This is a genomic window from Malikia spinosa (genome assembly GCF_002980625.1).
GTDB classification, from domain to species: domain Bacteria; phylum Pseudomonadota; class Gammaproteobacteria; order Burkholderiales; family Burkholderiaceae_C; genus Malikia; species Malikia spinosa.
The window spans coordinates 1-23,034 of the sequence record NZ_PVLR01000047.1 but is presented as its reverse complement, the minus strand read 5'-3'; the positions used below and the strand labels follow the sequence as shown (position 1 = coordinate 23,034).

17 protein-coding genes are annotated in these 23,034 nt (G+C 69.0%); 8 read left to right on the top strand and 9 right to left on the bottom strand.

Going from position 1 to position 23,034, the window contains the following annotated elements; translation table 11 throughout:
• Positions 1-7: 7 nt before the first annotated feature.
• Positions 8-481: a (2Fe-2S)-binding protein gene (locus C6P61_RS14980; RefSeq protein WP_105730735.1), complete on the bottom strand. Its 474-nt coding sequence runs from the start codon at positions 479-481 to the stop codon at positions 8-10.
• A 188-nt stretch (positions 482-669) separates the two neighbouring features.
• Here C6P61_RS14980 and C6P61_RS14975 point away from each other — a divergent pair, with 188 nt between their 5' ends.
• From C6P61_RS14975 to senB, 5 genes are all read left to right on the top strand, one after another.
• A complete protein-coding gene (locus tag C6P61_RS14975) occupies positions 670-927 on the top strand; it encodes a PepSY domain-containing protein (RefSeq protein WP_105730734.1) in 258 nt (85 codons plus the stop codon).
• 50 nt (positions 928-977) lie between these two features.
• Positions 978-1,523: a cytochrome b/b6 domain-containing protein gene (locus tag C6P61_RS14970; RefSeq protein ID WP_105730733.1), complete on the top strand. Its 546-nt coding sequence runs from the start codon at positions 978-980 to the stop codon at positions 1,521-1,523.
• 14 nt (positions 1,524-1,537) lie between these two features.
• The gene (locus C6P61_RS14965; RefSeq protein ID WP_105730732.1) at positions 1,538-2,191 is read left to right on the top strand and encodes a response regulator transcription factor; all 654 of its coding nucleotides are present in this window, start codon (positions 1,538-1,540) and stop codon (positions 2,189-2,191) included.
• Between the two features lie 3 nt (positions 2,192-2,194).
• Positions 2,195-3,496 (top strand): sensor histidine kinase, encoded by a 1,302-nt coding sequence (locus C6P61_RS14960; RefSeq protein WP_105730731.1) that lies wholly within the window; start codon positions 2,195-2,197, stop codon positions 3,494-3,496.
• 72 nt (positions 3,497-3,568) lie between these two features.
• Entirely contained in the window at positions 3,569-4,582 is a 1,014-nt protein-coding gene (gene senB / locus C6P61_RS14955; protein WP_105730730.1) for a selenoneine biosynthesis selenosugar synthase SenB, read from the top strand.
• Between the two features lie 48 nt (positions 4,583-4,630).
• On the opposite strand, the gene recD is transcribed toward senB, so the two are convergent.
• The 3 genes from recD to recC are packed head-to-tail and all read right to left on the bottom strand — an operon-like array spanning position 4,631 to position 13,954.
• Positions 4,631-6,703: an exodeoxyribonuclease V subunit alpha gene (gene recD / locus C6P61_RS14950; protein ID WP_244908971.1), complete on the bottom strand. Its 2,073-nt coding sequence runs from the start codon at positions 6,701-6,703 to the stop codon at positions 4,631-4,633.
• Complete coding sequence (gene recB / locus C6P61_RS14945; RefSeq protein ID WP_105730729.1) at positions 6,700-10,437, bottom strand: exodeoxyribonuclease V subunit beta; 3,738 nt, start codon at positions 10,435-10,437, stop codon at positions 6,700-6,702. The genes recD and recB overlap by 4 nt, the downstream gene beginning before the upstream one ends.
• A 28-nt stretch (positions 10,438-10,465) precedes the next feature.
• On the bottom strand, positions 10,466-13,954 hold the full coding sequence (recC, locus tag C6P61_RS14940; RefSeq protein WP_105730728.1) for an exodeoxyribonuclease V subunit gamma: 3,489 nt from the start codon (positions 13,952-13,954) through the stop codon (positions 10,466-10,468).
• Positions 13,955-14,142: 188 nt separating this feature from the next.
• Here recC and C6P61_RS14935 point away from each other — a divergent pair, with 188 nt between their 5' ends.
• From C6P61_RS14935 to C6P61_RS14925, 3 genes are all read left to right on the top strand, one after another.
• Entirely contained in the window at positions 14,143-14,799 is a 657-nt protein-coding gene (locus tag C6P61_RS14935) for a glutathione S-transferase (RefSeq protein ID WP_105730755.1), read from the top strand.
• A 59-nt stretch (positions 14,800-14,858) separates the two neighbouring features.
• Positions 14,859-15,107, top strand: coding sequence for a DUF1653 domain-containing protein (locus C6P61_RS14930; RefSeq protein ID WP_105730727.1), 249 nt, complete (start codon positions 14,859-14,861; stop codon positions 15,105-15,107).
• Between the two features lie 79 nt (positions 15,108-15,186).
• Positions 15,187-17,592: a Tex family protein gene (locus C6P61_RS14925; RefSeq protein ID WP_105730726.1), complete on the top strand. Its 2,406-nt coding sequence runs from the start codon at positions 15,187-15,189 to the stop codon at positions 17,590-17,592.
• A 98-nt stretch (positions 17,593-17,690) separates the two neighbouring features.
• Here the strand turns inward: C6P61_RS14925 and C6P61_RS14920 are convergent, their stop codons facing one another.
• The 5 genes from C6P61_RS14920 to C6P61_RS14900 form a co-directional block, all read right to left on the bottom strand.
• Entirely contained in the window at positions 17,691-18,056 is a 366-nt protein-coding gene (locus tag C6P61_RS14920) for a DUF779 domain-containing protein (RefSeq protein ID WP_105730725.1), read from the bottom strand.
• A gap of 189 nt (positions 18,057-18,245) precedes the next feature.
• Positions 18,246-19,766 carry an aldehyde dehydrogenase gene (adh, locus tag C6P61_RS14915; RefSeq protein WP_105730724.1) on the bottom strand — a complete coding sequence of 507 codons (1,521 nt, stop codon included), beginning with the start codon at positions 19,764-19,766 and terminating at the stop codon, positions 18,246-18,248.
• A gap of 200 nt (positions 19,767-19,966) precedes the next feature.
• Positions 19,967-21,418: an NAD(P)(+) transhydrogenase (Re/Si-specific) subunit beta gene (locus C6P61_RS14910; RefSeq protein WP_105730723.1), complete on the bottom strand. Its 1,452-nt coding sequence runs from the start codon at positions 21,416-21,418 to the stop codon at positions 19,967-19,969.
• The gene (locus tag C6P61_RS14905; protein ID WP_105730722.1) at positions 21,415-21,780 is read right to left on the bottom strand and encodes an NAD(P) transhydrogenase subunit alpha part 2; all 366 of its coding nucleotides are present in this window, start codon (positions 21,778-21,780) and stop codon (positions 21,415-21,417) included. The genes C6P61_RS14910 and C6P61_RS14905 overlap by 4 nt, the downstream gene beginning before the upstream one ends.
• Positions 21,781-21,964: 184 nt before the next feature.
• On the bottom strand, positions 21,965-23,034 hold a 1,070-nt coding region (locus C6P61_RS14900; protein ID WP_105730721.1), incomplete at its 5' end, for an NAD(P) transhydrogenase subunit alpha.

The following is a 23,034-nucleotide window of genomic DNA, read 5'->3' as shown; positions in this document are numbered from 1 at the left end:
GATTCCTTCAGGCGAGTGACTGGGCGGCATCGGCCACGGCGGTGCGGATGCGGGCATAGGTGCCGCAGCGGCACAGGTTGCCGGCCATGGCCGAGTCGATCTCGGCGGCGCTGGGCTGCTTGCCGCGTGGCAAGGACTTGAGGAAGGCGGTCGCGCTCATGATCTGGCCGCTCTGGCAGTAGCCGCATTGCGCCACGTCGTGCTTGACCCAGGCCGCGTGCACGGCGGCGCCGACCTTGTCGCTGCCGTCGGTGGTGGCTTCGATGGTGCGGATCTTCTTGCCGGCGGCAGCCGAGATCGGCGTGACGCAGGAGCGGACGGCCTGGCCGTCGAGGTGCACGGTGCAGGCGCCGCACAGCGCCGCGCCGCAGCCGAACTTGGTACCGGTCAGGCCGAGCGAGTCGCGCAGGGCCCAGAGAATGGGGGTGCCGGGGTCGATGTCGACCGGGTGCTGGCGGCCGTTGACGTGGAGCTTGCTCATGAGGGGTCGGTTCTCCAGGAATGGGGGCGAGCGCGGGGGCTGGCTCGAAGTGATGAATGGTAGCGGGGTTGGCGCGCCAGCGGATAGGCCGCACTTCATCTGACCTTAAGGTGGCGGTCATCTAATCCATTGCGTGGACCTTGAGGCCCACCTGAAAACCCTGAATTCACCCCCCGCAAGGAAACACCATGAAACTGAAAATTGCTGCTATCGTCCTGGCCCTGACTGGCTCCGCCGCTTTCGCCGGCCCGACTTGCAATGTGCCGCAAGACAAGTGGATGAAGGAAGCCGACTTCAAGGCCCAGATGGAGAAGCAGGGCTACCAGATCAAGACCTTCAAGGTCAGCAAGGGCCAGTGCTACGAGATCTACGGTTTCGACAAGGCCGGCAAGAAGGTCGAGATCTACTTCGATCCCGCCACCGGCGCCGAACTCGAGCGCAAGTGATCGACCCGCGCGCCTGACTCCTGCCCTCTGCCCTGCACCCCTTGCCGACCATGAAACCTGACCACCAAGCCGCTCTCGCCCCTGCCGTCAAGGTCTGGGACCCGTTCGTTCGCCTGTTCCACTGGAGCTTGGTGAGCTGCGTGCTGTTGAACCAGTTCATCCTGGAAGCCGGCGCGACCGCCCATGAGTGGACCGGTTATCTGGCCAGCGCGCTGGTGCTGGCCCGGGTGCTGTGGGGCTTCGTCGGCAGCCGGCACGCGCGCTTTGCCGATTTCTTTCCCACGCCGGGTCGCCTGTACCGCCATTTCAAGGCGCTGAGCCAGGGCCAGCACCCGCAGTACGCCGGTCACAATCCGCTCGGCGCGCTGATGATGCTGGCGCTGATGGCTTTCGTGCTGGGGCTGGGGCTGACGGGCTGGATGCAGACCACCGATGCCTATTTCGGCGAGGAATGGCTGATGGAGCTGCACGAATGGCTGGCCAACGGCCTGCTGATCGCCGCCGGCCTGCATGGCGTCGCTGCCATCGTGATGGGCCGACTTGAGCGCGTCAACCTGGTCAAGGCCATGGTGACCGGCGTCAAGCAACCCTACTGAACTACCATTTCGGCATGCGACTGCTTTTGCTGGAAGATGACATCACCCTGGGCGAGGGGCTGCGCGACTACCTGCGCAGCGACGGCTACCTGATCGACTGGTGCAGCAATCTGGCCCAGGCCAGGGCGCTGATCAGCGAACCCTATGACGCCTGGCTGCTGGACTGGAACCTGCCCGACGGCTCCGGCATCGACTGGCTGAGGTCGCTGCGCGCCAAGGGCCTGCGGGTGCCGGCCTTGCTGCTGACCGCGCGCGACCGGCTGTCCGACCGCATCGAGGGACTCGACAGCGGTGCCGACGATTTCCTGGTCAAGCCGTTTGCGCCCGAGGAGCTCAGCGCGCGCCTGCGCGCGATTTCGCGCCGGGTCGCCGGCAGTGCCCTGCGCAAGGCGTTCGGCCCGGTCGAGATCGACCTCAACGCCAAGGCCGCCTGGTTCGAGGGGCAGGGCGTCGAACTGACCGCGCGCGAATGGGCCATCCTTGAAGCGCTGGCGCTGCGCGCCGGGCGCATCGTCTCCAAGGCCGATCTCGAGGCGCTGGTGCTCGGCTTCGACAGCGAGCTGGCCAGCAACTCGACCGAGGTCCATGTCTTCAAGCTGCGCAGCAAGCTCGGCAAGGCGCTGATCGAAACCGTGCGCGGGCTGGGCTACCGCATCCCGGCGCCCTGAGCCATGATCCCATCTGCCGGTCTGCCCTCGATCCTGCAGCGCGTCACGCGCTCGCTGCTGGTCATGGCCTTGCTGTGGGCGCTGCTGATGGCGGGCGTGGTGCGCCAGGTGGTGCACCACGAGGTCGACGAGCTGATGGACCAGAGCCTGCGCGAGTCGGCCGAGATCCTGCACAGCGTGATCGCCGTGTTGCACCAGCAGGGGCTCGATCAGGCGATGGCGCAGGTCCATTCCGAGTACGAGGAGCATCTGGTCTGGCAGGTCGTCGAGCGCCAGACCGGCGCTCTGGTCGCCCAGTCGCACAAGGCGCCAGCCCAGGCGCTGCTGCTGACGCTGGACGCCGAGCCGCGCGACACGCCCGACGGCCTCTGGCGCGTGGTCAGTTTCGGTTTCCAGAACGATCCGGGCCACTTCCTGCTGGTGGCGCAAAGCGAGGAAGAGCGGGTGGAAGCGCGCGCCGAGGCCGAGAGCTACACCCTGATTGCCACCCTGCTGATGGGGTTGCTGGTCACGCTGCTGCTCAATCTGCTGGTGCGGCGCGAGCTCAAGCCGCTGGCCCGTCTGTCCAAGGCGGTGCAGGCCTGCGACCCGCTGCAGCCCGAGACCCTGCCGCAGTCGCCGGAACGGGCCGAACTGGTGCCGATGCTGCAGGCGATCCGCGACCTGGGTCGACGGCTGGCCCAGCGCATCAGCTCCGAGCGGGCCTTCACGACCCATGCCGCCCATGCCTTGCGCACGCCATTGGCGGGCATCGATGCCCAGCTCGCGATCGCGCTCAAGGAGGCGCCTGATTCGCTGCGCCCGCGACTGACCCGCACGCGCGAGGCGGCGACCCGGCTCAGCCGCGTCATGCAGGCGCTGCTGACGATGTTTCGCAGCGGCAGCGAGCCGCAGCGCCAACTGATTGATGTCGCCGATCTGTTGCCCACGCAGGCCTTTGGCGAGCTGCAGATCGACATCCAGGCCGAGCGCTCAGTCAGCGGCGACCCGGACCTGCTGGCGGCGGTGCTGTTCAACCTGCTCGACAACGCGCAGCGCCATCAGGCCCGGCAGGTGCAGCTGAGCGTGACCCAGGCCGACGGCATGAACCGGCTGCGCCTGCAGGACGATGGCGAAGGCTGTCTCCCTGAAAAACTGCAGTCACTGCGGGCCGCGCTGGCGCGGCAGGACTATGGCGCCGATGGCAGCTCCAAGGGGCTGGGGCTGGTGCTGGCCGACCTGGTGGTCCGGGCCCATGGCGGGCATATGACCTTGCCGGCTGTCGAAGCGGGCTTCTGCGTCGAGCTGAGCTGGCCGGACGCCTGACCCACCGCTGCCGCTTGAGGGGGATCAGGCCAGCGGGAGCAGGCCGGCCTGAGTCGATGGCAGAATCGGCCGATGCAAAAGGTCTCCCTCGTCATCGTCAGTCCGGCCCTGGCGGACGCCAACAACGGCAACTGGCAGACCGCCCGGCGCTGGCAGTCCATGCTGGCCGAGCGCTATCGGGTCCGGATCTGCCGCGACTGGAGCGGCAGCGGCCGCGATGCCGAGGACAGCGCGATGATCGCGCTGCATGCGCGCCGTTCGGCCGCGTCGATCCAGGCCTGGGCGCAGCAGCATCCGGATCGTGGGCTGGCAGTGGTGCTGACGGGCACCGACCTGTACCGTGACATCGCGCAGGATGCGCAGGCCCGGCAATCGCTCGAGCTGGCCCAGCAGCTGGTGTTGCTGCAGGAGCGCGCGCCGCTGGCGCTTCCGGCGGCGCTGCACCCCAAGTCGCGCGTGATCTTCCAGTCCTGCAGCGCCCGTGCGCCGCAGCACAAGACGACGCGCCAGCTGCGCGTGCTGGTGGTCGGTCATCTGCGCGAGGAAAAAGCGCCGCAGACGGTCTGGCAGGCGGCGCGGCTGCTGCGCGACCAGCCCGGCCTGCTGATCGACCATGTCGGCGCGGCGCTCGAGCCGGCCTGGGCCGAGCAGGCGCTTGCGGTCATGCGCGACTGTCCGCAGTACCGCTGGCTCGGCGCGCTGGCGCACGAGGCGACCCGGCGCCGGATTCAGCGCGCCCATCTGCTGCTGCACCCGAGTCTGATGGAAGGCGGCGCCCATGTGATCATGGAGGCGGTGCGCAGCGGCACGCCGGTGCTGGCCTCGCGCGTCGATGGCAATGTCGGCATGCTGGGGCCGGACTATGCGGGCTATTTCGAGTGCGGCGACGCGGCTGCTCTGGCCGACTTGCTGCTGCGCTGCCGCGATGAGGTGCAGGCCGGTTCTTCTGCCTTGCACGGCCTGCCCAGCCCGTCGCTGCTGGAGCGCCTGCAGCAGCAATGCGGGCAGCGTGCACCGCTGTTCGATCCGGCCCGCGAGCGCGCGGCGCTGCTGGCGCTGGGCGCCGAGCTGCTGGCAAGGCCTTGAGTCCCCGGCGCCGGGACTCAGAATTCACGACAGGTGATCGTTTCCGGCTCAGATGCCTTTGCTGGTCCTGAATTCGAGGCCGCTGGCGCGCTGGACCTGCCGGCCGATGGCTTCGCCGAGCAGCCCTGGCCGGGGCTCGACGATCGACAGGAACTCCCTGGCGCGCGTGATGCCGGTGTAGACCAGCTCGCGCGTGATGATCTCGCCGCCGACCTCGGGCAGCACCACCACCGTGTGCGCGAATTCCGAGCCCTGGCTCTTGTGGATGGTCATCGCGAAGGCGGTCTCGACATGGGCCAGCCGGCTCACCGCCACCGAGCGCAGCTGTTCGCCGTCGAGAAAATAGGCGCGCAAGCTCTTGCTGCCCGAGGAGGATGCGCTGGCCGAGGGCAGCACGATGCCGACGTCGCCGTTGAAGATGCCCAGCGCCTTGTCGTTGCGCGTGACCATGACCGGGCGGCCGATGAACCATTCGCCCTCGGGCCGGATCAGGCGCCGTGCCGCCAGCGCGCGCTGCACGCCCTGGTTCAGTGCCCGGTCGCCCCATTCGCCCTCGTGCACCGCGCACAGGATGCGGAAGCGGTCGAAGGCGATCAGCACCCGCTTGACCCAGTCGGCATGGGCCTGCTCGGGGCTTTCTTGTCCCGCGGCCTGAGTTGGGTCCTGCGCTTGCAGCTGATTCGGGCCGGCCTGGATTGTCAGCAGGTAGTCGCTGTAGCTGGCGCTGGCGCCAGGGCGGCCTTGCAGCGCGAGCTGCAGCAGGATCTCGGGGCTGGCGGGCTGCGGCGCCAGCCAGACCAGACCGTCGTGGTTCTGCCTCAACAGCTGCATGGCAGGGCCGGCCTGGCCGGCGTTGACCTCGCGCGCCAGCGCGCCGATGGTGGTGCCAAAGCGCCGGCTGTGGCGCAGCATCACGGTCTGCTGGTCCAGCGCCGAGCCCCGGGCCGAGGAGGCCGGCAGCGCCTCGCCCGTCGCTTCGAGCAGATAGTCCCGGGTCGCGGCGTCATAGCGGACCTGGGCTGCATGGGCGCACAGGTCACCCAGCACCGAGCCGGCCTCGACCGAGGCGAGCTGGTCCTTGTCGCCCAGCAGCACCAGCCTGGCATGCGGCGGCATGGCCTGCAGCAGCGCGGCCATCATCTCGAGGTGGATCATCGAGGTCTCGTCGACGATCAGCAAGTCGAGGTCGAGCGGATGGCGCGCGTCGTGCCGGAACTGGCGGCTGCCCATCTGCATGCCGAGCAGCGAGTGCACCGTGCTGGCCTTGCCGATGCGAGTCGTCAGTGTCTGCAGATCCAGCGTATGGCCCAGGCTGGGCTGCAGGCTGCCGAGCGACTGGTCGATCGACTGGCGCAGTCGCGCCGCGGCCTTGCCGGTCGGTGCCGCCAGCGCGACCTTGAGCCGGCTGGCGTCCGGGCTCATCGCCAGCAGCAGCGCCAGCAGGCGGGCGGCGGTGTAGGTCTTGCCAGTGCCCGGGCCGCCGGTGATGACGGTCAGCCCGCTGCGCAGCGCCAGCGCACAAGCGATCTTCTGCCAGTCGGTCCTGGGCTCGGCTTGGCTCGGATCGGTCGGCTCGATTGGCTCGATCGGCTGGGGGGTGAACATCCGGTCCAGCCATTGCCGGGCCAGGGCACGGTCGACCGGTTGCAGCCTGGCGGCCCGTTCGGTGATGGCCGAGGCGACCTGCTGTTCGTAGACCCAGTAGCGGCGCATATAGAGCAGCGGGGCCGCACGCGTGCCGCCCAGCACCAGCGGCTGGCCCAGGTCCGGTTCGTCCTGGCCGGCGGCCTCATCCGTCAGCGCCTGGCGCACCAGTCGGCAGTCCTGCAAGGCCTGGACCCAGCCGTCGAGCCCGGCCGGCAGGCTGGACCACAGGGCTTGCAGTTCGAGCTGGGCCAGGTCCGGCCAGCCCAGCAGGGCAGCGGCGGGCTGCACCAGCTTGGCCAGCGGCAGGCAGCTGTGACCGCGGCCTTCCATCTGGGCCAGCAGGGCGCTGGCCACCAGCACGGCCGGCGCGGCTTGCGGGTCCTGCTGCTGCACGAAGGCGGCCAGTGCGCTGTCGAGGCGGCGCAGCCAGCCCTGGTCGGCCCAGGCGTGAAGGGTATGAAGGGTGTCGGTCATGGCGTGGCGAGCAAGGGGGGCGCGAGCATGGCGTCGAGCGCCGTCAGGCATTCGAGCGAGGGCTGCAGGCAGCAGCTGCCCTGGGCCTGGCCGTGGATGCCGCGCAGGAACAGGTAGACCGCGCCACCAAGCTGGCGTTCCGGGTCGTAGGCAGAGCCCAGGCGGCTGGCGAGCAGGCGATGCAGTGCCAGCAGGTAGAGCGCGGCCTGCACATCGTAGCGATGCTGGGCCATGGCCTGCACCAGTGCATCTTGGCCGTAGGCGCCGTCGTCGGCACCGAGCCAGTTGGACTTGTAGTCCAGCACCCAGTAGCGGCCTTCGTGCTCGAACACCAGGTCGGCAAAGCCCATCAGCATGCCGTGCAGCTGGCTGCCCTGCAATTGGGGCCGGGCTATGCCCGCCAGCAGGTGAGTGCGGCAGACCTGGTCGACGCGCGCCGTGTCCATCCGGTCCAGCGGCAGCCAGAATTCGAGCTCCGAGCGGAAGCTTTCGAGTTCTGCCAGCGCCACGCCTGGGCCGGCCAGGCGGGTGCCCACGACATCGCGCAGCCAGCCGACCAGCGCGGGCGCCTGTTCCTCGTGGCCGGCGCGTTCGCAGCGCGCCTGCAGCCGAGCCGCCAGCGCGTCGTTGTCCTGCAGCGCAAAGCGCTCCTGCGCCAGCCATTCGAGCTGGTCGTGCAGGAAGTTGCCGGTCAGCGGGCCGCGCTTGAAGCGGTGCCAGATCGCGGAGTCGGCCGGTGCGGGTGCCAGCGATCTGCTCGGACGGGACAGCGAGTCGGATTCCGGGCTGGATTCGGCATCCGATGTTGCGACAGGCGCGGCCTCGTCGTCGGCCGGTCGCACGCGCTGGATCGGCGACAGGCCGCTGCCCGGCACGGCGCCTGGCGTCTTGAGGTCGCGCGTCAGGCGCGAGTAGCTCGCGATGCCCCAGCTCAGGTCGAAGCTGGCCTGGTAGTGCGGCGCGGGCAGCAGTTCGCTGCTGTCGTCGGGGCGATGCAGTCGCGTGACGGGCACGGTCTTGTCGGCCGCGCGCAGCTCGATGCCGGGGCAGCCATCCGCCAGCGCCTGCAGCGGCTCCAGCCAGTCCTCGGCGGCGCGCGGCTCGGCACCGCCGACCAGGTAGCCGGCGGCGCTCAGGTGGCTGTAGCAGCCGTCGCCCTGGTAGAGCTTGACGGCCGAGAAACCCATCCAGAGCGCATGGCGCGGCCTTGTCAGCGCGACATAGAGCAGCCGCATGTCCTCGCGCAGGCGCTCGCGCTCGTAGCGGACCCGGGCTGCGTCGTTGAGGTCGAGCACCAGCTCGCGGCTGCCGTCCTCGCGCGGCAGGTAGGCCGACTTGACGAAGCGCGAATCGAAGTTGCGAAAGCTGGTGGCATAGGGCAGGCAGACCACCGGGAATTCGAGCCCCTTGCTCTTGTGCACCGTGATGACCTTGACCAGGTCGGAGTCACTTTCGAGGCGCAGCACCTGCTCCTCGTTCTGCCCGCTGCCCTCGGCGATCCGGTTCATGAGCCAGCGGATCAGCGCCTGCTCGCCCTCGAGTTCGCTGCTGGCGGTCTGCAGCAGCTCGGCCAGGTGCAGGTAGTTGGTCAGGCGCCGTTCGCCGCCATCGTCCTGCAGCCAGCGCGCCGCCAGCCCGAAGCGGTGCAGCGACTGGCGCAGCATGGCCAGCACGCCCTGGCTCTGCCAGACCTGCTGCAACTCGCGCAGCAGCGCGGCCTGCGCGTCGAAGGCCTCGTCGTCGACCGCGATCCGGCCCAGCGTCGGCAGCGGCAGCCCGATCAGGGCCAGCGCCAGCGCGGCGCGCGCCAGCCCCGAGTCCTGCGGCGTGGCGACACCGCGCAGCCAGTGCACCAGGTCGCGTGCCTCGTCGCTGCGATACACCGAGTCCTGGTCCGACAGGTAGACCGACGCCACGCCGCGCCGCTGCAGCGCCCGGCGCACGGCAGCGGCTTCCTTGCCGGTGCGCACCAGGATCGCGATGTCGCGCGGGCGCAGGCCCTGCAGCGGCTGATCCGGCCGCTCGAAGCCGTTGTCCGGGTCGTTGAGCCAGCCCACGATCTGTTCGGCGCAGCGCTCGGCGAAGAAGCGGCGGATCGCGGTCGTGCTGCGTGGCACCAGGTCATGCTGGATCATCAGCGCCGGCAGCGCGCCATCCGATCCGACCCAGCGTTCCGCGCGGCCCTGGGCCTCGACCTCGACGAAGGGCAGCGGGTTGCCGGCCGGGCCCTTGAACTGGAAGGCGCCGGACTCGCGCGCCTGTTCGGCCTGCAGGAAGCAGTGGTTGACCGTACGCACCAGTTCCTGGGTCGAGCGGTAGTTGACCGACAGGGCGTAGTGGCGGTTGCCGGTGGCGCGGCGTGCCTGCAGGTAGCTGTAGATGTCGGCGCCGCGAAAGCCGTAGATCGACTGCTTGGGGTCGCCGATCAACAGCAGCGCTCGGGCGCGGTCGTTGTCCGCGCTGCGGTAGATCTGGTCGAAGATGCGGTATTGCAGCGGCGAGGTGTCCTGGAACTCGTCGACCAGCGCCACCGGGTACTGGGCCAGGATGCGCGCGCGCAGCCGCTCGCCGTGCTCGCCCTGCAGCGCGGCGTCGAGTCGCTCAAGCATGTCGGCAAAGCCGAAGCTGCCCTGGCGCCGCTTGAGCAGCAGCAACTGGCGCGCGACATGGGTCGCGGCATGCCGGCGCGCGGCCTGGCCCGGCTGCGGCAGCCGTTCGAGCTCGTCCTTGAGCTGGCTGAACTGCTCGAAGGCCTCGGGCAGCGCCGGCATCGGGCTGGCGTCGCTGGCCCGCATCTCCTGCAGGCCGTCCGGGGTCAGCCGCTCCCAGCCGGTCTTGAGGTCGGGCAGGGTGGAGTCGCTTTCGCCGCTGGCCCAGGCCGCCAGGGTCTCGATCCAGCCCGTGAGCCGGGCGATCGAGAACTTCTTGCCGTTCCAGCCCTGCTTAGCCGGCGGCGACTGCGCCTGCACGAAGTCGAGCATGGCCTGGCTGCGTTCGACCCAGGGCGCGCGCAATTGCGCCAGCGCGGCATCGACCGCGGCCCGGCCTTCAGCCAGTACCTGCTGCAGCGACACCGGGTCGCCGTCGAGCGGGTCGCCCTGGCCCAACAGGTCGCGCATGTCCTGGTGCAGCGCGGCCTCGTCGCGCCAGACCTGCAGCAGTTCCCCCAGCGCCTGTTCCGACAGCGGATAGCATTCGCGTCGCCAGTAGTCCTGCACCGCCTCGGTCAGCAAGGCCTGCTCGTCGGCGACCAGTTCCTCGTCGAACAGGCTGCCGCTGTCGAACGCATGTTCGCGCAGCATGCGCTGGCACCAGGCATCGATGGTGTGCACGCTGGCCTCGTCCATGCTCTCGGCCGCCATCGCCAGCTGCCAGGCGGCCTTGTTGCGTGCTTTCTCGTCCGGGTAGTCGGCCAGCAGGCCTTGCAGGAACGGGTCGGCGGCGGCAGGCGCAGACTCGCCGCGAAAGCAGCGTGCCGCCTCGAGCAGGCGGGCCCGGATGCGGTCGGACAGCTCGCGCGTGGCCGCGCGCGTGAAGGTCATGACCAGGATTTCGGACGGCAGCAGCGCGCGCGCGAAGGCGCTGTCGGCCTGGCCGTGGCCCAGCACCAGGCGCAGATACAGCGCGGCAATGGTCCAGGTCTTGCCGGTGCCGGCGCTGGCTTCGATCAGGCGCGAGCCCCAGAGCGGGAAGGTCTCGGCCTGCAGGTTGTGCGGTGTGGCGTGGGCGTTCATGGGTGATCCGTTTCGGGCGTAGTGGCCTTCAGGCGTGCAGGCGGGCGCTCACATGGCGTGCCGCCCAATCCAGCAGCGGGACATACAGGCGCTCGGCCAGCTCCTGCAGGCCCGAGCCGTCCTCGGTCCGGGCCGCCAGCAGGGCTTCGAAGTCCGGGTACAGGCGCGCCAGGCACATGTCGTTGACCTCGGCCATGGAGTCGTTGAAGGCATCGCCGCTGCCCTCGTAGGTCTTGGCCGGATCGCTGCTGCCGTCTTCCTTGATGTCGCGCGCGACGGCCAGCCCGGTCTTGAGCGGCAACGGCAGCGGCTCGCGCATGCCCAGCAGCCAGAGCTCGAACAGGCATTGCAGCCCCGCGCTGGCGCTCTTCGTATCCATCGGCTCGATCTCGAGGACGCCGTCCTGTCCCACCACGCGCCCGTGCAGGCGCTGGTCGCAGGCCGCCGCCAGCAGCGAGACCAGCCAGGCCGCGACCAGCTTGTCGGCGCGCGGCATGGGTTTCTTCTTGCCATCGGTCAGCTTGCCGGATTCCAGCCTGAGCCAGGCCCGTTCGCCAGCGTCGTTGCGGTAGACCGGGTCGATCCAGTCGCGCAGCAGCAGGCCCTGGTGCTCGAACTCGACCGCCAGCCGCGCGTCCGGCTGCGGGAAGTCCTGGCCCGCCTGCTGCCAGGCCCGGCCCATGGCCTCCAGGGTGGCCTGCAGTTCCTGCTGCTTGAGCTGGCCCAGGCCCTGCATCGGCAGCGCGCCCGAGCGGCGCAGGCCGTCGAGCTTGCGCGCGATCAGCCCGGACAGCTCGACGCCGGCCTGGGGCGCCGGCCAATGCTGGATCTGCTGCTGCAGCAACTGGTATTGCTGCAGGCCGTCGAAGCCGAAGGCCTCGGTGTCGCCAGGCTCTTGCTGCGGGCTCCAGAAGCTCACGCTCAGGCGCTCCCGGAAGAAGGTCTTGACGGGGTTGCGCAGGAAGCGCTCGAGCCGCTCCAGCGTCAGGGCCACGGCCAGGTCGGGTTCTTGGCCGGGCAGGGCCATGGGCTGGACGGCCAGCGCAGTCTCGGCACCGGCCAGTTGATCGTGCGCGCTGCGCCATTCGCGCGCGTAGGTCAGCAGCTCGGAGCCGGCCTCGAAATAGCGCCGGCTGAACGGCTGCAGCGGGTGCGCAGTGGTGCGCTGCGCCACCGCCTCGGGGCCCCAGGCCGCGGCCAGGTAGTCGCGCAGCTGCGACACCAGCACCGAGGGCGGCTGCGCGCTGTTGTCGCGCACGCTGCGCCCGGTCCAGCTGATATAGAGCAGGCGCCGGGCCGACAGCAGGGCTTCGAGCATGAGCTGGCGGTCGTCATGCTGGCGCGAGCGGTCGCCGGGACGGAACTGGCCAGGCTGGCCCATCAGGTCGAAGTCGCTGCGCATGGCGCGACGCGGGTAGTCGCCGTCGTTCATGCCGAGCAGGCAGACGACCTGGAACGGGATCGCGCGCATCGGCATCAGGGTGCAGAAGGTGACGCCGCCGGCGCGAAAGCGTTGCTCCAGCCGCGGCACCTCGAGCGCTTCGAGCCAGCCCTGGCGCAGCGCGGCCAGCGGCGCCTGTTGCACGAAGCCGGCCTGGTCGCAGGCGGTGCGCCAGGCCGACAGGCCTTCGTCGAGCGCGGCGATGGCCTGGGTATCGAGCTCGTCGACCGGCTTGAACAGCGCGGCCAGCAGCCAGCGCGCCCGCTCGCACCAGTCGGCCGGGCTGGCTGATTGGGTGCTGTGCTGCCACCACTGCGTCAGCGCTTGCAGCAGATGGGCCAGGCTGCCCGCGAGTTCGGCGTCGAGCCCGCCGACCTCGGCATAGGGCTCGATGCCCTGCCAGCCCGAGGCCTGTGCCAGCTCGGCCAGCGAGCCGGTCGCATAGCCCAGCAGCATGCGCTGCAGGCCGAACCAGGCGCTGTTCTGCTCGCCGCAGGCGGCCAGGTCGAGCTGCTCGCGCTGGCCGGCATGCAGGCCCCAGCGGATGCCGGCGCCGCCCATCCATTGCGCGAGCTGGGGCAGCTGCTCGGCCTCGATGCCGAAGCGGTTGGCAACAGCCGGCACCTCGAGCAGGTCGACCAGCTCGCTCAGGCCGCAGCGCTGGCCCGGCAGCCGCAGCAGCCACTCGATGGCGCTGACGACCGGGCTGCTGGCCCGGGCGCTCAGGTCGGCGATGTCGAACGGGATATGGCGCCGGTCCTGGCGCGGGTACTGGCCGAACACGGCCCGGATCGCAGGCGCCATCAGCTGCACATCGGGCACCATGACCACGATGTCGCGCGGATTCAGGTCCGGGCCGGCCAGCAGGCCCAGCAGCTGGTCGTGCAGCACCTCGAGCTCGCGCACCGGGCTGTGCGCGAGGTGGAACATGATCGAGCGGTCGTCCTCGGCCAGCGGCGGGCTGTCGCGGTCCGGGTCGAGCGGCTCCAGGTCCCGGATGCGTTGCTGGACTCTTGTCAGCAGCGGCGTGGCAGCGCTTTCCTCCTGTTCGTCAAACAGGTCGATGCGCAGGCTCGGGAAGCGCTGGCTGGTGGCCACGCTGTCGTCGAAATCGTCGAGTTGGCGGATGAAGTCGCGCCCCTGCCGGCCCCAGGCCGCCAGCAGCGGGTGGGCATGCAGGTGCAGGTCTTCCAGCGGCAGCTCGGCCAGTTCGACACCCTGGCGCAGCGGATGGCGCCGGCGCCTGGCTCTGAGCAGCTCGCGCCCCTCCATGATGTCGCCCCAGTGGAAGCGGCAGGGGTTCGGCACCGCCAGCATCACCTGGCTGTGCCGGGCCAGGCCGGCCAGGGTCTCCAGCGTCGGGCCCGGGATATGGCTCATGCCGAAGACGACGATGCGCCGCGCGACCCGCTCCGGCGTGAAGGCCGGATCATCGAGCCGCTCCAGCACCTGCCGGTGCAGGTCGGGCCGGGTCGCCGCGCGCTGCTCGGGCGCCAGGGTGTCGAGCACCGCGCGCCACAGTGCCGGCTGCCAGCGCTGTTCCTCGGCCAGGGCGGCGCTGCGGCCGCTGGCGTCGCGCAGCTGGTCGCGGCCTGCGGCCCAGTCCTGCAGCCAGTCGGCGCGGTAGTTCTGGTACTGGTCGAACAGGTCGGCCAGCTGCGCGGCCAGCTGCGGCAGCCGCTCGGGCTCACCAGGTTGCAAATAATGCGCAATCGGCGCGAAGGCCGGCTCATCCAGCAAGCCGGGCAGCAGCTGGACCAGGCGCCAGGTCATCGGCAGCTTGTCCAGCGGCGACTCGCGCGGCACCGCGCCCGCGCCCAGCACCTGGCGGTAGGTGCGCCAGATGAAGCGCCCCGGCAGCTCGACCCGCGCCGCCGCGCAGACGCCGGCCTGGCAGGCCAGCTCGGTCTTGAACCATTCGGCCATGCCGCTGCTCTGGACCAGGATGATTTCCTCCTCGAGCGGCGCCAGCGGGTGCTGCTGCAGCCAGGCGATCAGCGCCTGCGCCAGGTCCTCGGCGCGGTTGCCGTGCAGCGCGATGAAGCCGGGCAGCAGGGGGCTTGGGGCGGGGGTCATGGGGTCTTCCTCGGGTCGGCGCGCGTCATCGGCATGAAAGGGGCTGTCGTGAGAAGCTATTGTCGCAAGCCCGCAGTAGGTCGGCTGGCGGCCAGGCTCAAGTTCAGGCATCGGCAGCGTCGGCAGTGGCCGGGCAATGGGCGCGGGCCGACAGCCGGATCATCCTGCAGGCGGGTGACAATCCGGCCATGAATGCCGTCGACTATTCCGAGCTGCCGCTGCTCTACACCTACCGCCGCTGTCCCTATGCGATGCGCGCCCGCCTGGCGCTGCTGGTCGCTCGCCGGCCCTTCGAGGCGTTCGAGATCGTGCTGCGCGACAAGCCGGCCGCGCTGCTGGCGCTGTCGCCCAAGGGTACGGTGCCGGTACTGCGCCTGCCCGACGGCCAGGTGCTCGAGCAGAGCTGGGACATCATGCGCTGGGCCTTGTCCGCCGATACCGAGGGCTGGTGGAGCCTGGGCCAGACCGCGCGCAATCTTGATCTGCTCGCGCGCAACGACGGCCCGTTCAAGCAGCAGCTCGACCGCTACAAATATCCCGAACGCCACGGCTTGGCGGACCTGGCCTTGGCGCGCGAGCCGGCGCTGCAAGTCCTGCTGCGCCCGCTCGAGCAGATCCTGCAGCGCAGCCCCTGGCTCGGCGGCGAGCGGCCCTGCGCGACCGATCTGGCGCTGTTTCCGTTCGTGCGCCAGTTCGCGGCCATCGAGCCGGCCTGGTGGGCGGAGCAAGTCTTGCCGGCGCTGCGGGCCTGGCTGGCTCGCTGGCTGACCAGTTCCCTGTTCTTGGCCTGCATGGTCAAGCTGCCTGGGCAGCAGGCGCTGCGTTTTCCAGTCGAGCAACAATAAGCGCTTTCTTTGTCGCCATCCTTTTGCCGCTATCCGTCCAGCCCGAATCACCCTTTGCCATGCCTTTTCACGCCCCCCATTCGCAACAGTTCCAGCCCGGCACCCGGCTTCGTCACTACAAGGGCGGGCTCTACGAGGTGGTCGGCACCTGCCTGATCGAAGCCACGCTCAAGCCCGGCGTGCTCTACAAGCCGCTGCAGGGCGACAGCCAGGCCATCACCTGGTTCCGTCCGATGGAGGAGTTCATGGACCAGGTTTCCACCCCAGGTGGAGTGGTGCCGAGGTTCGTGCGGGTGGTGGCTGACTGAAGTCTGATCTGGCAAACTCGCCCCTTTCGCAATCCCGTATCCGGGAGCCCGCAGGGGCGTCTCCGGACCCAGAGCCAGCATGCAAAAAATCATCGCGCAGATCGCGCAGGAACTCTCGGTCAAACCCCACCAGGTCAAGGCAGCGGTCGATCTGCTCGACGGCGGCGCTACCGTGCCCTTCATCGCCCGCTACCGCAAGGAGGCCACGGATGGCCTCGACGACATCCAGCTGCGCGAGCTTGAGCAGCGCCTGGGCTACCTGCGCGAGCTGGAAGACCGCCGCGCCGCCGTGCTCAAAAGCATAGCCGAGCAGGGCAAGCTCACGCCAGAGCTGCAGGCCGCGATCCTGGCTGCACCGACCAAGCAGGAGCTCGAAGACCTCTACCTGCCCTACAAGCCGAAGCGCCGCACCAAGGGCATGATCGCGCGCGAGAACGGCATCGCCCCGCTGGCCGATCGGCTGTTCGCCGATCCGACTCTGGTGCCTGCCGATGAAGCCATGAGCTTTGTCAAGCCGGAAAAGGGCGAGGACGGCAGCGACTTCACGACCGTGGCGGCCGTGCTCGACGGCGTGCGCGACATCCTGTCCGAACGCTGGGCCGAGGACGCGGCGCTGGTGCAATCCTTGCGCGAATGGCTGTGGCAGGAAGGCCTGTTGCAAAGCAAGAAGGTTGATGGCAAGGACGAGAACCAGCCCGACAATGCCAAGTTCCGCGATTACTTCGACTACGACGAGCCGATCGCTCGCGTGCCCTCGCACCGCGCGCTCGCCGTGTTCCGTGGCCGCGCGCTCGAGATCCTCGACGCCCGTCTGGTGCTGCCCGAGCTCGAACTGCCCGCCGGCGCCAAGCCCGGCAGCGCGCCCTCGCTGGCCGAGGGCCGCATCGCGCGCCATCTGGGCTGGAGCCACCAGGGCCGCCCGGCCGACGACCTGCTGCGCAAATGCGTGGCCTGGACCTGGCGCGTCAAGCTCAGCCTGTCCACCGAGCGCGACCTGTTCACCCGACTGCGCGACGAGGCCGAGAAGGTCGCGATCAAGGTCTTTGCCGACAACCTGCGCGACCTGCTGCTGGCCGCACCCGCCGGCCCCAAGGCCGTGATGGGGCTGGACCCCGGCATCCGCACCGGGGTCAAGGTCGCGGTGGTGGACCAGACCGGCAAGCTGCTCGATACCGCGACCGTCTATCCGCATGAGCCGCGCCGTGACTGGGAGGGCTCGATCGCGACCCTGGGCGCGCTGTGCCTCAAGCACGGCGTGCAGCTGATCGCGATCGGCAACGGCACCGCCAGCCGCGAGACCGACAAGCTGGCGGCCGACCTGCTGAAACGCCTGGCCGACCGGGGCCAGGATGCCTCCGCCTTGCCGCAGAAGGTGGTCGTCAGCGAGGCCGGCGCCTCGGTCTATTCGGCCAGCGAATATGCGTCGCAAGAGATGCCCGATGTCGACGTCAGCCTGCGCGGCGCCGCCAGCATCGCGCGCCGCTTGCAGGACCCGCTGGCCGAGCTGGTCAAGATCGACCCCAAGAGCATCGGCGTTGGCCAGTACCAGCATGACGTGAACCAGGGCGAACTGGCGCGCTCGCTCGAAACCGTGGTCGAGGATTGCGTCAACGCGGTCGGCGTCGATCTCAACACCGCCAGCGCGCCGCTGCTGGCGCGCGTCTCTGGCCTGTCGGGCAGCGTGGCTAAGTCGGTGGTGCGCTGGCGCGAGGCCAACGGACAGTTCAAGAGCCGCAAGGATCTGCTGAAGGTCACCGGCCTGGGCGCCAAGACCTTCGAGCAGAGCGCGGGCTTCCTGCGCATCCGTGGTGGCGACAACCCGCTCGACATGACCGGCGTCCACCCCGAGACCTATCCGCTGGTCGAGCAGCTGATGCAAAAGACCGGCAAACCGGTGGCCGAGCTGATGGGAAGAACCGACCTGCTCAAGGGCGTCAAGCCCGAGCTGCTGGTCAGCGAGGCGTTCGGCCTGATCACGGTCAAGGACATCCTGGCCGAGCTGGAAAAGCCGGGCCGCGACCCGCGCCCGGATTTCCAGGTTGCGCGCTTCAACGACGGGGTCGAGGACATCGGCGACTTGAAGGAAGGCATGATCCTGGAAGGCACGGTCAGCAACGTCGCGCAGTTCGGCGCCTTCATCGACCTGGGTGTGCACCAGGACGGCCTGGTCCATGTGAGCCAGCTGTCGAACAAGTTCGTCAACGACGCGCGCGAGGTGGTCAAGACCGGCGACATCGTCAAGGTCCGGGTGGTCGAGGTCGACGTGGCGCGCAAGCGCATCGCGCTGAGCATGAAGCTTGAGGCGGGTGCTGGCGCCGGTCGCAGCGAGCGGCGTGAGGGCGGCGGCGCTGGCGCAGGTTCAGCCGGGGCCAACCGCTTCCAGCCGGCCGGCCGCGGTCAGGCCCAGCGCGGCGGTCGCAGCGAGCCGGCGCCGGCCGGCGCGCTGGCCTCGGCGTTTGCCAAGCTGCAGGCGATCAAGCGCTGAGCCGGCAGCCGGTGCGCGCTTCGCCCGCCTGGCGTTGAAGCAGCAACTGCTGCCGCTGCCGGGGTGATGCCGTCCCGAGGGCTGTCTGGCCCCTGGTCTTACGCCTCGGCATCGAGCTCGGCCAGTTCCTCGGCCGTGAAGACGCGCGAGCGGGTGTGGAAGGCCTTGCCCTCCGGGCCTTCGAGCGAGAAGGTGCCGCCATGGCCCTCGATCACGTCGATGATGAGTTGGGTGTGGCGCCAGTATTCGTACTGGGCCTTGCCGATGTAGAACGGGCAGCCGCCGATCTGGCCCAGGTAGACATCGCCCTGGCCGATGGTGAGTTCGCCCAGCAGATAGCAGTTGGCCGCGCTGTTGTCGCAGCAGCCGCCGGACTGATGGAACATCAGGCCCGGTCCATGCCGGGTCTTGAGCCGTTCGATCAGTTCGAGCGCGGCCGGGGTGGCAATGACTTTTTCAACCATGCGGATCTCCTTCTAGTGGTTTCCAGCCTTGGCCTTGCCAAGCACAAAGCCGCGGTCCCCGAGGGCGGCCACCGATTTCTGGTACTCCAGTATGAGGTGGACGCCCCCGGCGACCGCGGCGCTCCAGGCGCCGCAGCGCTGGATGATCTTAAGGCCCAGCGCCCCTGAGGGGCCTGAGCCTGGCGCTTCTTAGAAGAAGCCGAGCTTGCTCTCGCTGTAGCTGACCAGCAGGTTCTTGGTCTGCTGGTAGTGGTCGAGCATCATCTTGTGCGTTTCACGGCCGATGCCCGATTCCTTGTAGCCGCCGAAGGCTGCGTGTGCCGGGTAGGCGTGGTAGCAGTTGGTCCAGACCCGGCCGGCCTTGATCGCGCGACCCATGCGGTAGGCGACGTTGCCGTTGCGGCTCCAGACGCCGGCGCCCAGGCCGTAGAGCGTGTCGTTGGCGATCTCGAGCGCCTCGGCCTCGTCCTTGAAGGTGGTCACGGCCAGCACCGGGCCGAAAATCTCCTCCTGGAAGATGCGCATCTTGTTGTGGCCCTTGAACAGGGTCGGCTGGATGTAGTAGCCGCCTTCGAGGTCGCCGCCCAGGTGGGCCTGGTCGCCGCCGATCAGCACTTCGGCGCCTTCTTGCTTGCCCAGGTCGAGGTAGGCCATGATCTTGGCCAGCTGCTCCTTGGAAGCCTGCGCACCCATCATGGTGTCGGTGTCGAGCGGGCTGCCTTGCTTGATGGCGGCCACGCGCGCCAGGCAGCGCTCCATGAACTTGTCGTAGATCGATTCCTGGATCAGCGCGCGGCTCGGGCAGGTGCAGACCTCGCCCTGGTTGAAAGCGAACAGCACCAGGCCCTCGATCGCCTTGTCCAGGAAGCCGTCGTCCTTGTCCATCACGTCGGCGAAGAAGATGTTGGGCGACTTGCCGCCCAGCTCCAGCGTGGCCGGGATCAGGTTGTTGGCGGCGGCCTGCGCGATCACGCGGCCGGTGCTGGTCGAACCGGTGAAGGCGATCTTGGCGATGCGCTTGGAAGTCGCCAGCGGCATGCCGGCTTCGCGGCCGAAACCGTTGACGATGTTGAGCACGCCGGGCGGCAGCAGATCAGCGATCAGCTCGGCCAGCACCAGGATCGAGATCGGGGTCGATTCGGCCGGCTTCAGCACCACGCAGTTGCCCGCGCCCAGGGCCGGTGCCAGCTTCCAGGCCGCCATCAGGATCGGGAAGTTCCAGGGGATGATCTGACCGACCACGCCCAGCGGTTCCTGGATGTGATAGGCGACCGTGTTGTCGTCGATGTTGCTCAGGGCGCCTTCTTGCGCCCGCACGCAGCCGGCGAAGTAGCGGAAATGGTCGATCGTCAGCGGGATGTCGGCGTTGAGCGTCTCGCGGATCGGCTTGCCGTTGTCCACGGTTTCGGCGTAGGCCAGCAGCTCGAGGTTGGCTTCGAGGCGGTCGGCGATCTTGAGCAGCAGGTTGGCGCGCTCGGCGGCCGGGGTCTTGCCCCAGGCGTCGGCGGCGGCGTGTGCAGCGTCGAGTGCCAGTTCGACATCGGCCGCGCCCGAGCGGGCGGCCTGGGTGTAGACCTGGCCGGTCACCGGGGTGATGACGTCGAAGTACTGACCGTCGACCGGCGCGACCCAACGGCCACCGATGAAGTTGTCGTACTGGGCCTTGTAGGCGATCTTGGCGCCTTCGGCACCGGGAGCTGCGTAGATCATCTTGTCTTCCTCTGATTGAAATTCGGGTGGAACAGATTGCCTGACCGGCATCAATAGGTTCTCAAGTTCCGTGCCAGCCTGGAAAAACCCGTCTGCTGGCCGCTGGCGTGGCATTTAGCTGGCGCCGGACTGTCACTGGCCGCACCTGGCGTCGCAAAAAACGACAACTGTGCGAAAAAGTGACAGTCCTTGCCCAGTGGTCACTCGATGGCCTTGGTCATTTCCTCGACCACCTTCTTGGCGTCGCCGAACACCATCATGGTCTTGTCGAGGTAGAACAGCTCGTTGTCGAGGCCGGCGTAGCCCGCGGCCATGGATCGCTTGTTGACGATCACGGTCTTGGCCTTGTAGGCCTCCAGGATCGGCATGCCGTAGATCGGGCTGCCCTTTTGCAGCGCGGCCGGGTTGACCACGTCGTTGGCGCCCAGGATGATCGCGACATCGGCCTGGCCGAACTCGCCGTTGATGTCCTCCATCTCGAACACCTGGTCGTAGGGCACCTCGGCCTCGGCCAGCAGCACGTTCATGTGGCCCGGCATGCGGCCGGCCACCGGGTGGATCGCGTACTTGACCGTGATGCCCTTCTCGGTCAGCTTGTGCGCCAGCTCCTTGACCGCGTGCTGGGCGCGCGCCACCGCCAGGCCGTAGCCCGGCACGATCACCACCGTCTCGGCGTGGCCCAGGATGAAGGCCGCGTCATCGGCGCTGCCGCTCTTGGCGGTGCGCTGCACGCCGCCGTTGCTCGACACCCCTTCGCTGGCGTCGGCACCGAAGCCGCCCAGGATCACGCTGAAGAAGCTGCGGTTCATCGCCTTGCACATGATGTAGCTCAGGATCGCGCCCGATGACCCGACCAGGCTGCCGGCCACGATCAGCATCGCGTTGTTCAGGCTGAAGCCGATGCCTGCCGCCGCCCAGCCCGAGTAGCTGTTGAGCATCGACACCACCACCGGCATGTCGGCGCCGCCGATCGGGATGATGATCAGCACGCCGAGCACGAAGGCCAGCGCGAGCAGGCCCAGGAAGGCGGCAAAGGCGGTTTCGCCCTGGCCCAGCGTGAACAGCAGGCCCAGGGCCAGCATCGCGACTGCCAGCACCAGATTCAGCAGGTGCTGGCCGGCAAAGGTCACCGGTGCGCCCTGGAACAGGCGGAACTTGTACTTGCCCGACAGCTTGCCGAACGCGATCACCGAGCCCGAGAAGGTGATGGCACCGATCGCCGCGCCCAGGAACAGCTCGACCTTGTTGCCCAGTGGCGCTTCCATGCCCTTGAGCAGGCCGGGGATCAGCGCCCAGGGCTCGACCACGGCGGCCACCGCGATGAACACCGCCGCCAGGCCGATCATGCTGTGCATGAAGGCGACCAGCTCGGGCATCTTGGTCATCTCGACCCGCTTGGCCATGAGCGCGCCGGCACCGCCGCCCAGCACCAGACCGGCCAGCACCCAGCCCAGGCCCTGCACCGCATCGAGCTGCATCTGCTGCGCGAGCGTGACGATCAGGCCGAACGTGGTCAGCACGGCAATTGCCATGCCGCCCATGCCGAAGGCGTTGCCCAGGATCGAGGTCTTGGGGTGGCTCAGGCCCTTCAAGGCCTGGATGAAGCAGACCGAGGCGACCAAGTACAGCAGTACGACCAGGTTCATGCTCATTTGGTGGCTCCTTCAGTTGCTGTGGCGGCAGGCGAAGCCGTCACGGCAGCAGCGGCCGCGGCCGGGGCCTTGCGTTCCTTCTTCTTGAACATCTCGAGCATGCGGCGCGTGACCAGGAAGCCGCCGAACAGGTTGACGGCGGCCAGTGCCACGGCCAGCACGCCCATGGCCTTGCCGAGCGGCGTTTCGGTCAGCGCCGCGGCCAGCATGGCGCCGACGATCACGATGGCCGAGATCGCGTTGGTGACTGCCATCAACGGCGTGTGCAAGGCGGGAGTGACGTTCCAGACCACGTGGTAGCCGACGTAGATCGCCAGCACGAAGATGATCAGGTTGATGAGGGTGGGGGAGACGGCTTCCATCGGAGAGACTTTCCTGACAGGGAGTTGAAGGAGGGGCAATGGCGGGGACTGGTACGGGGACCAGGGCAAGGGCCCGAGGACGGACTCGGCTTCAAGCCCGGGGCCGGGCCCGGACACGGGACATGGGCCAGGGGTAACGGGGGCACCAAGGCCCAGGGGCGCAGAGACCCAGGGGCTCAGGAATTCAGGACGGACGCCGGACCTGGCCGTCCTGCGTCATCAGGCAGGCCGTGACGATGTCGTCGTCGGCGGGCAGCTGCAGCGCGTCGGCGTCCTTCGGCAGCACGAGCTTGAGGAAGTCGAGCAGGTTGCGCGCGTACAGGCTGGAGCTGTCGGCCGCCACCAGCGCCGGCAGATTCGTCTCGCCGATCAGGTGCACGCCGTGGCGGGTCACGCTCCGGTCGGCCTCGGTCAGCGGGCAGTTGCCGCCCGGTGCGCCATGCGGCCCCAGCGGGCCCTTGCCAGCGGCCAGGTCGACGATCACCGAACCCGGCTTCATGCTCCGGACCATGTCCTCGGTGATCAGCACCGGCGCGGCGCGGCCCGGGATCAGCGCGGTCGAGATCACGATGTCGGCCTGCGCCACGCGCTTGGCGACCTCGGCCTGCTGGCGCGCCAGCCAGGACGCCGGCATCGGGCGCGCATAGCCGCCCACGCCCTCGGCGGCTTCCTTCTCCTCGGCTGTCTCGTAGGGCACCTCGATGAACTTGGCGCCCAGCGATTCGACCTGCTCCTTGACCGAGGGCCGCACGTCAGAGGCCTCGATCACGGCGCCCAGGCGCTTGGCGGTCGCGATCGCCTGCAGACCGGCCACGCCCACGCCCAGCACCACCACGCGCGCGGCCTTGATGGTGCCGGCAGCGGTCATCAGCATCGGGAACAGGCGGCCGTACTGGTTGGCCGCCAGCAGCACGGCCTTGTAGCCGGCGATGTTGGCCTGCGAGGACAGCACGTCCAGGCTCTGCGCGCGGGTGGTGCGCGGCGCGGCCTCAAGCGCGAAGCTGGTCAGGCCGGCAGCGGCGATGCGGCTCAACCCCTCGGCGTCGAAGGGGTTCAGCATGCCGACCAGCGCAGCGCCCGCGGTCGTCAGCGCCAGCTCGGCCAGCGACGGCGCACGCACCTTGAGCACCAGCCCGGCACCGAAGGCGCCCGCGGCATCGACGATCTCGGCGCCAGCGGCCTGATAGGCCGCATCGGTCGCGCTGGCGGCCAGGCCGGCGCCCGACTGCACCCGCACCCGGTGGCCTTGCGCCA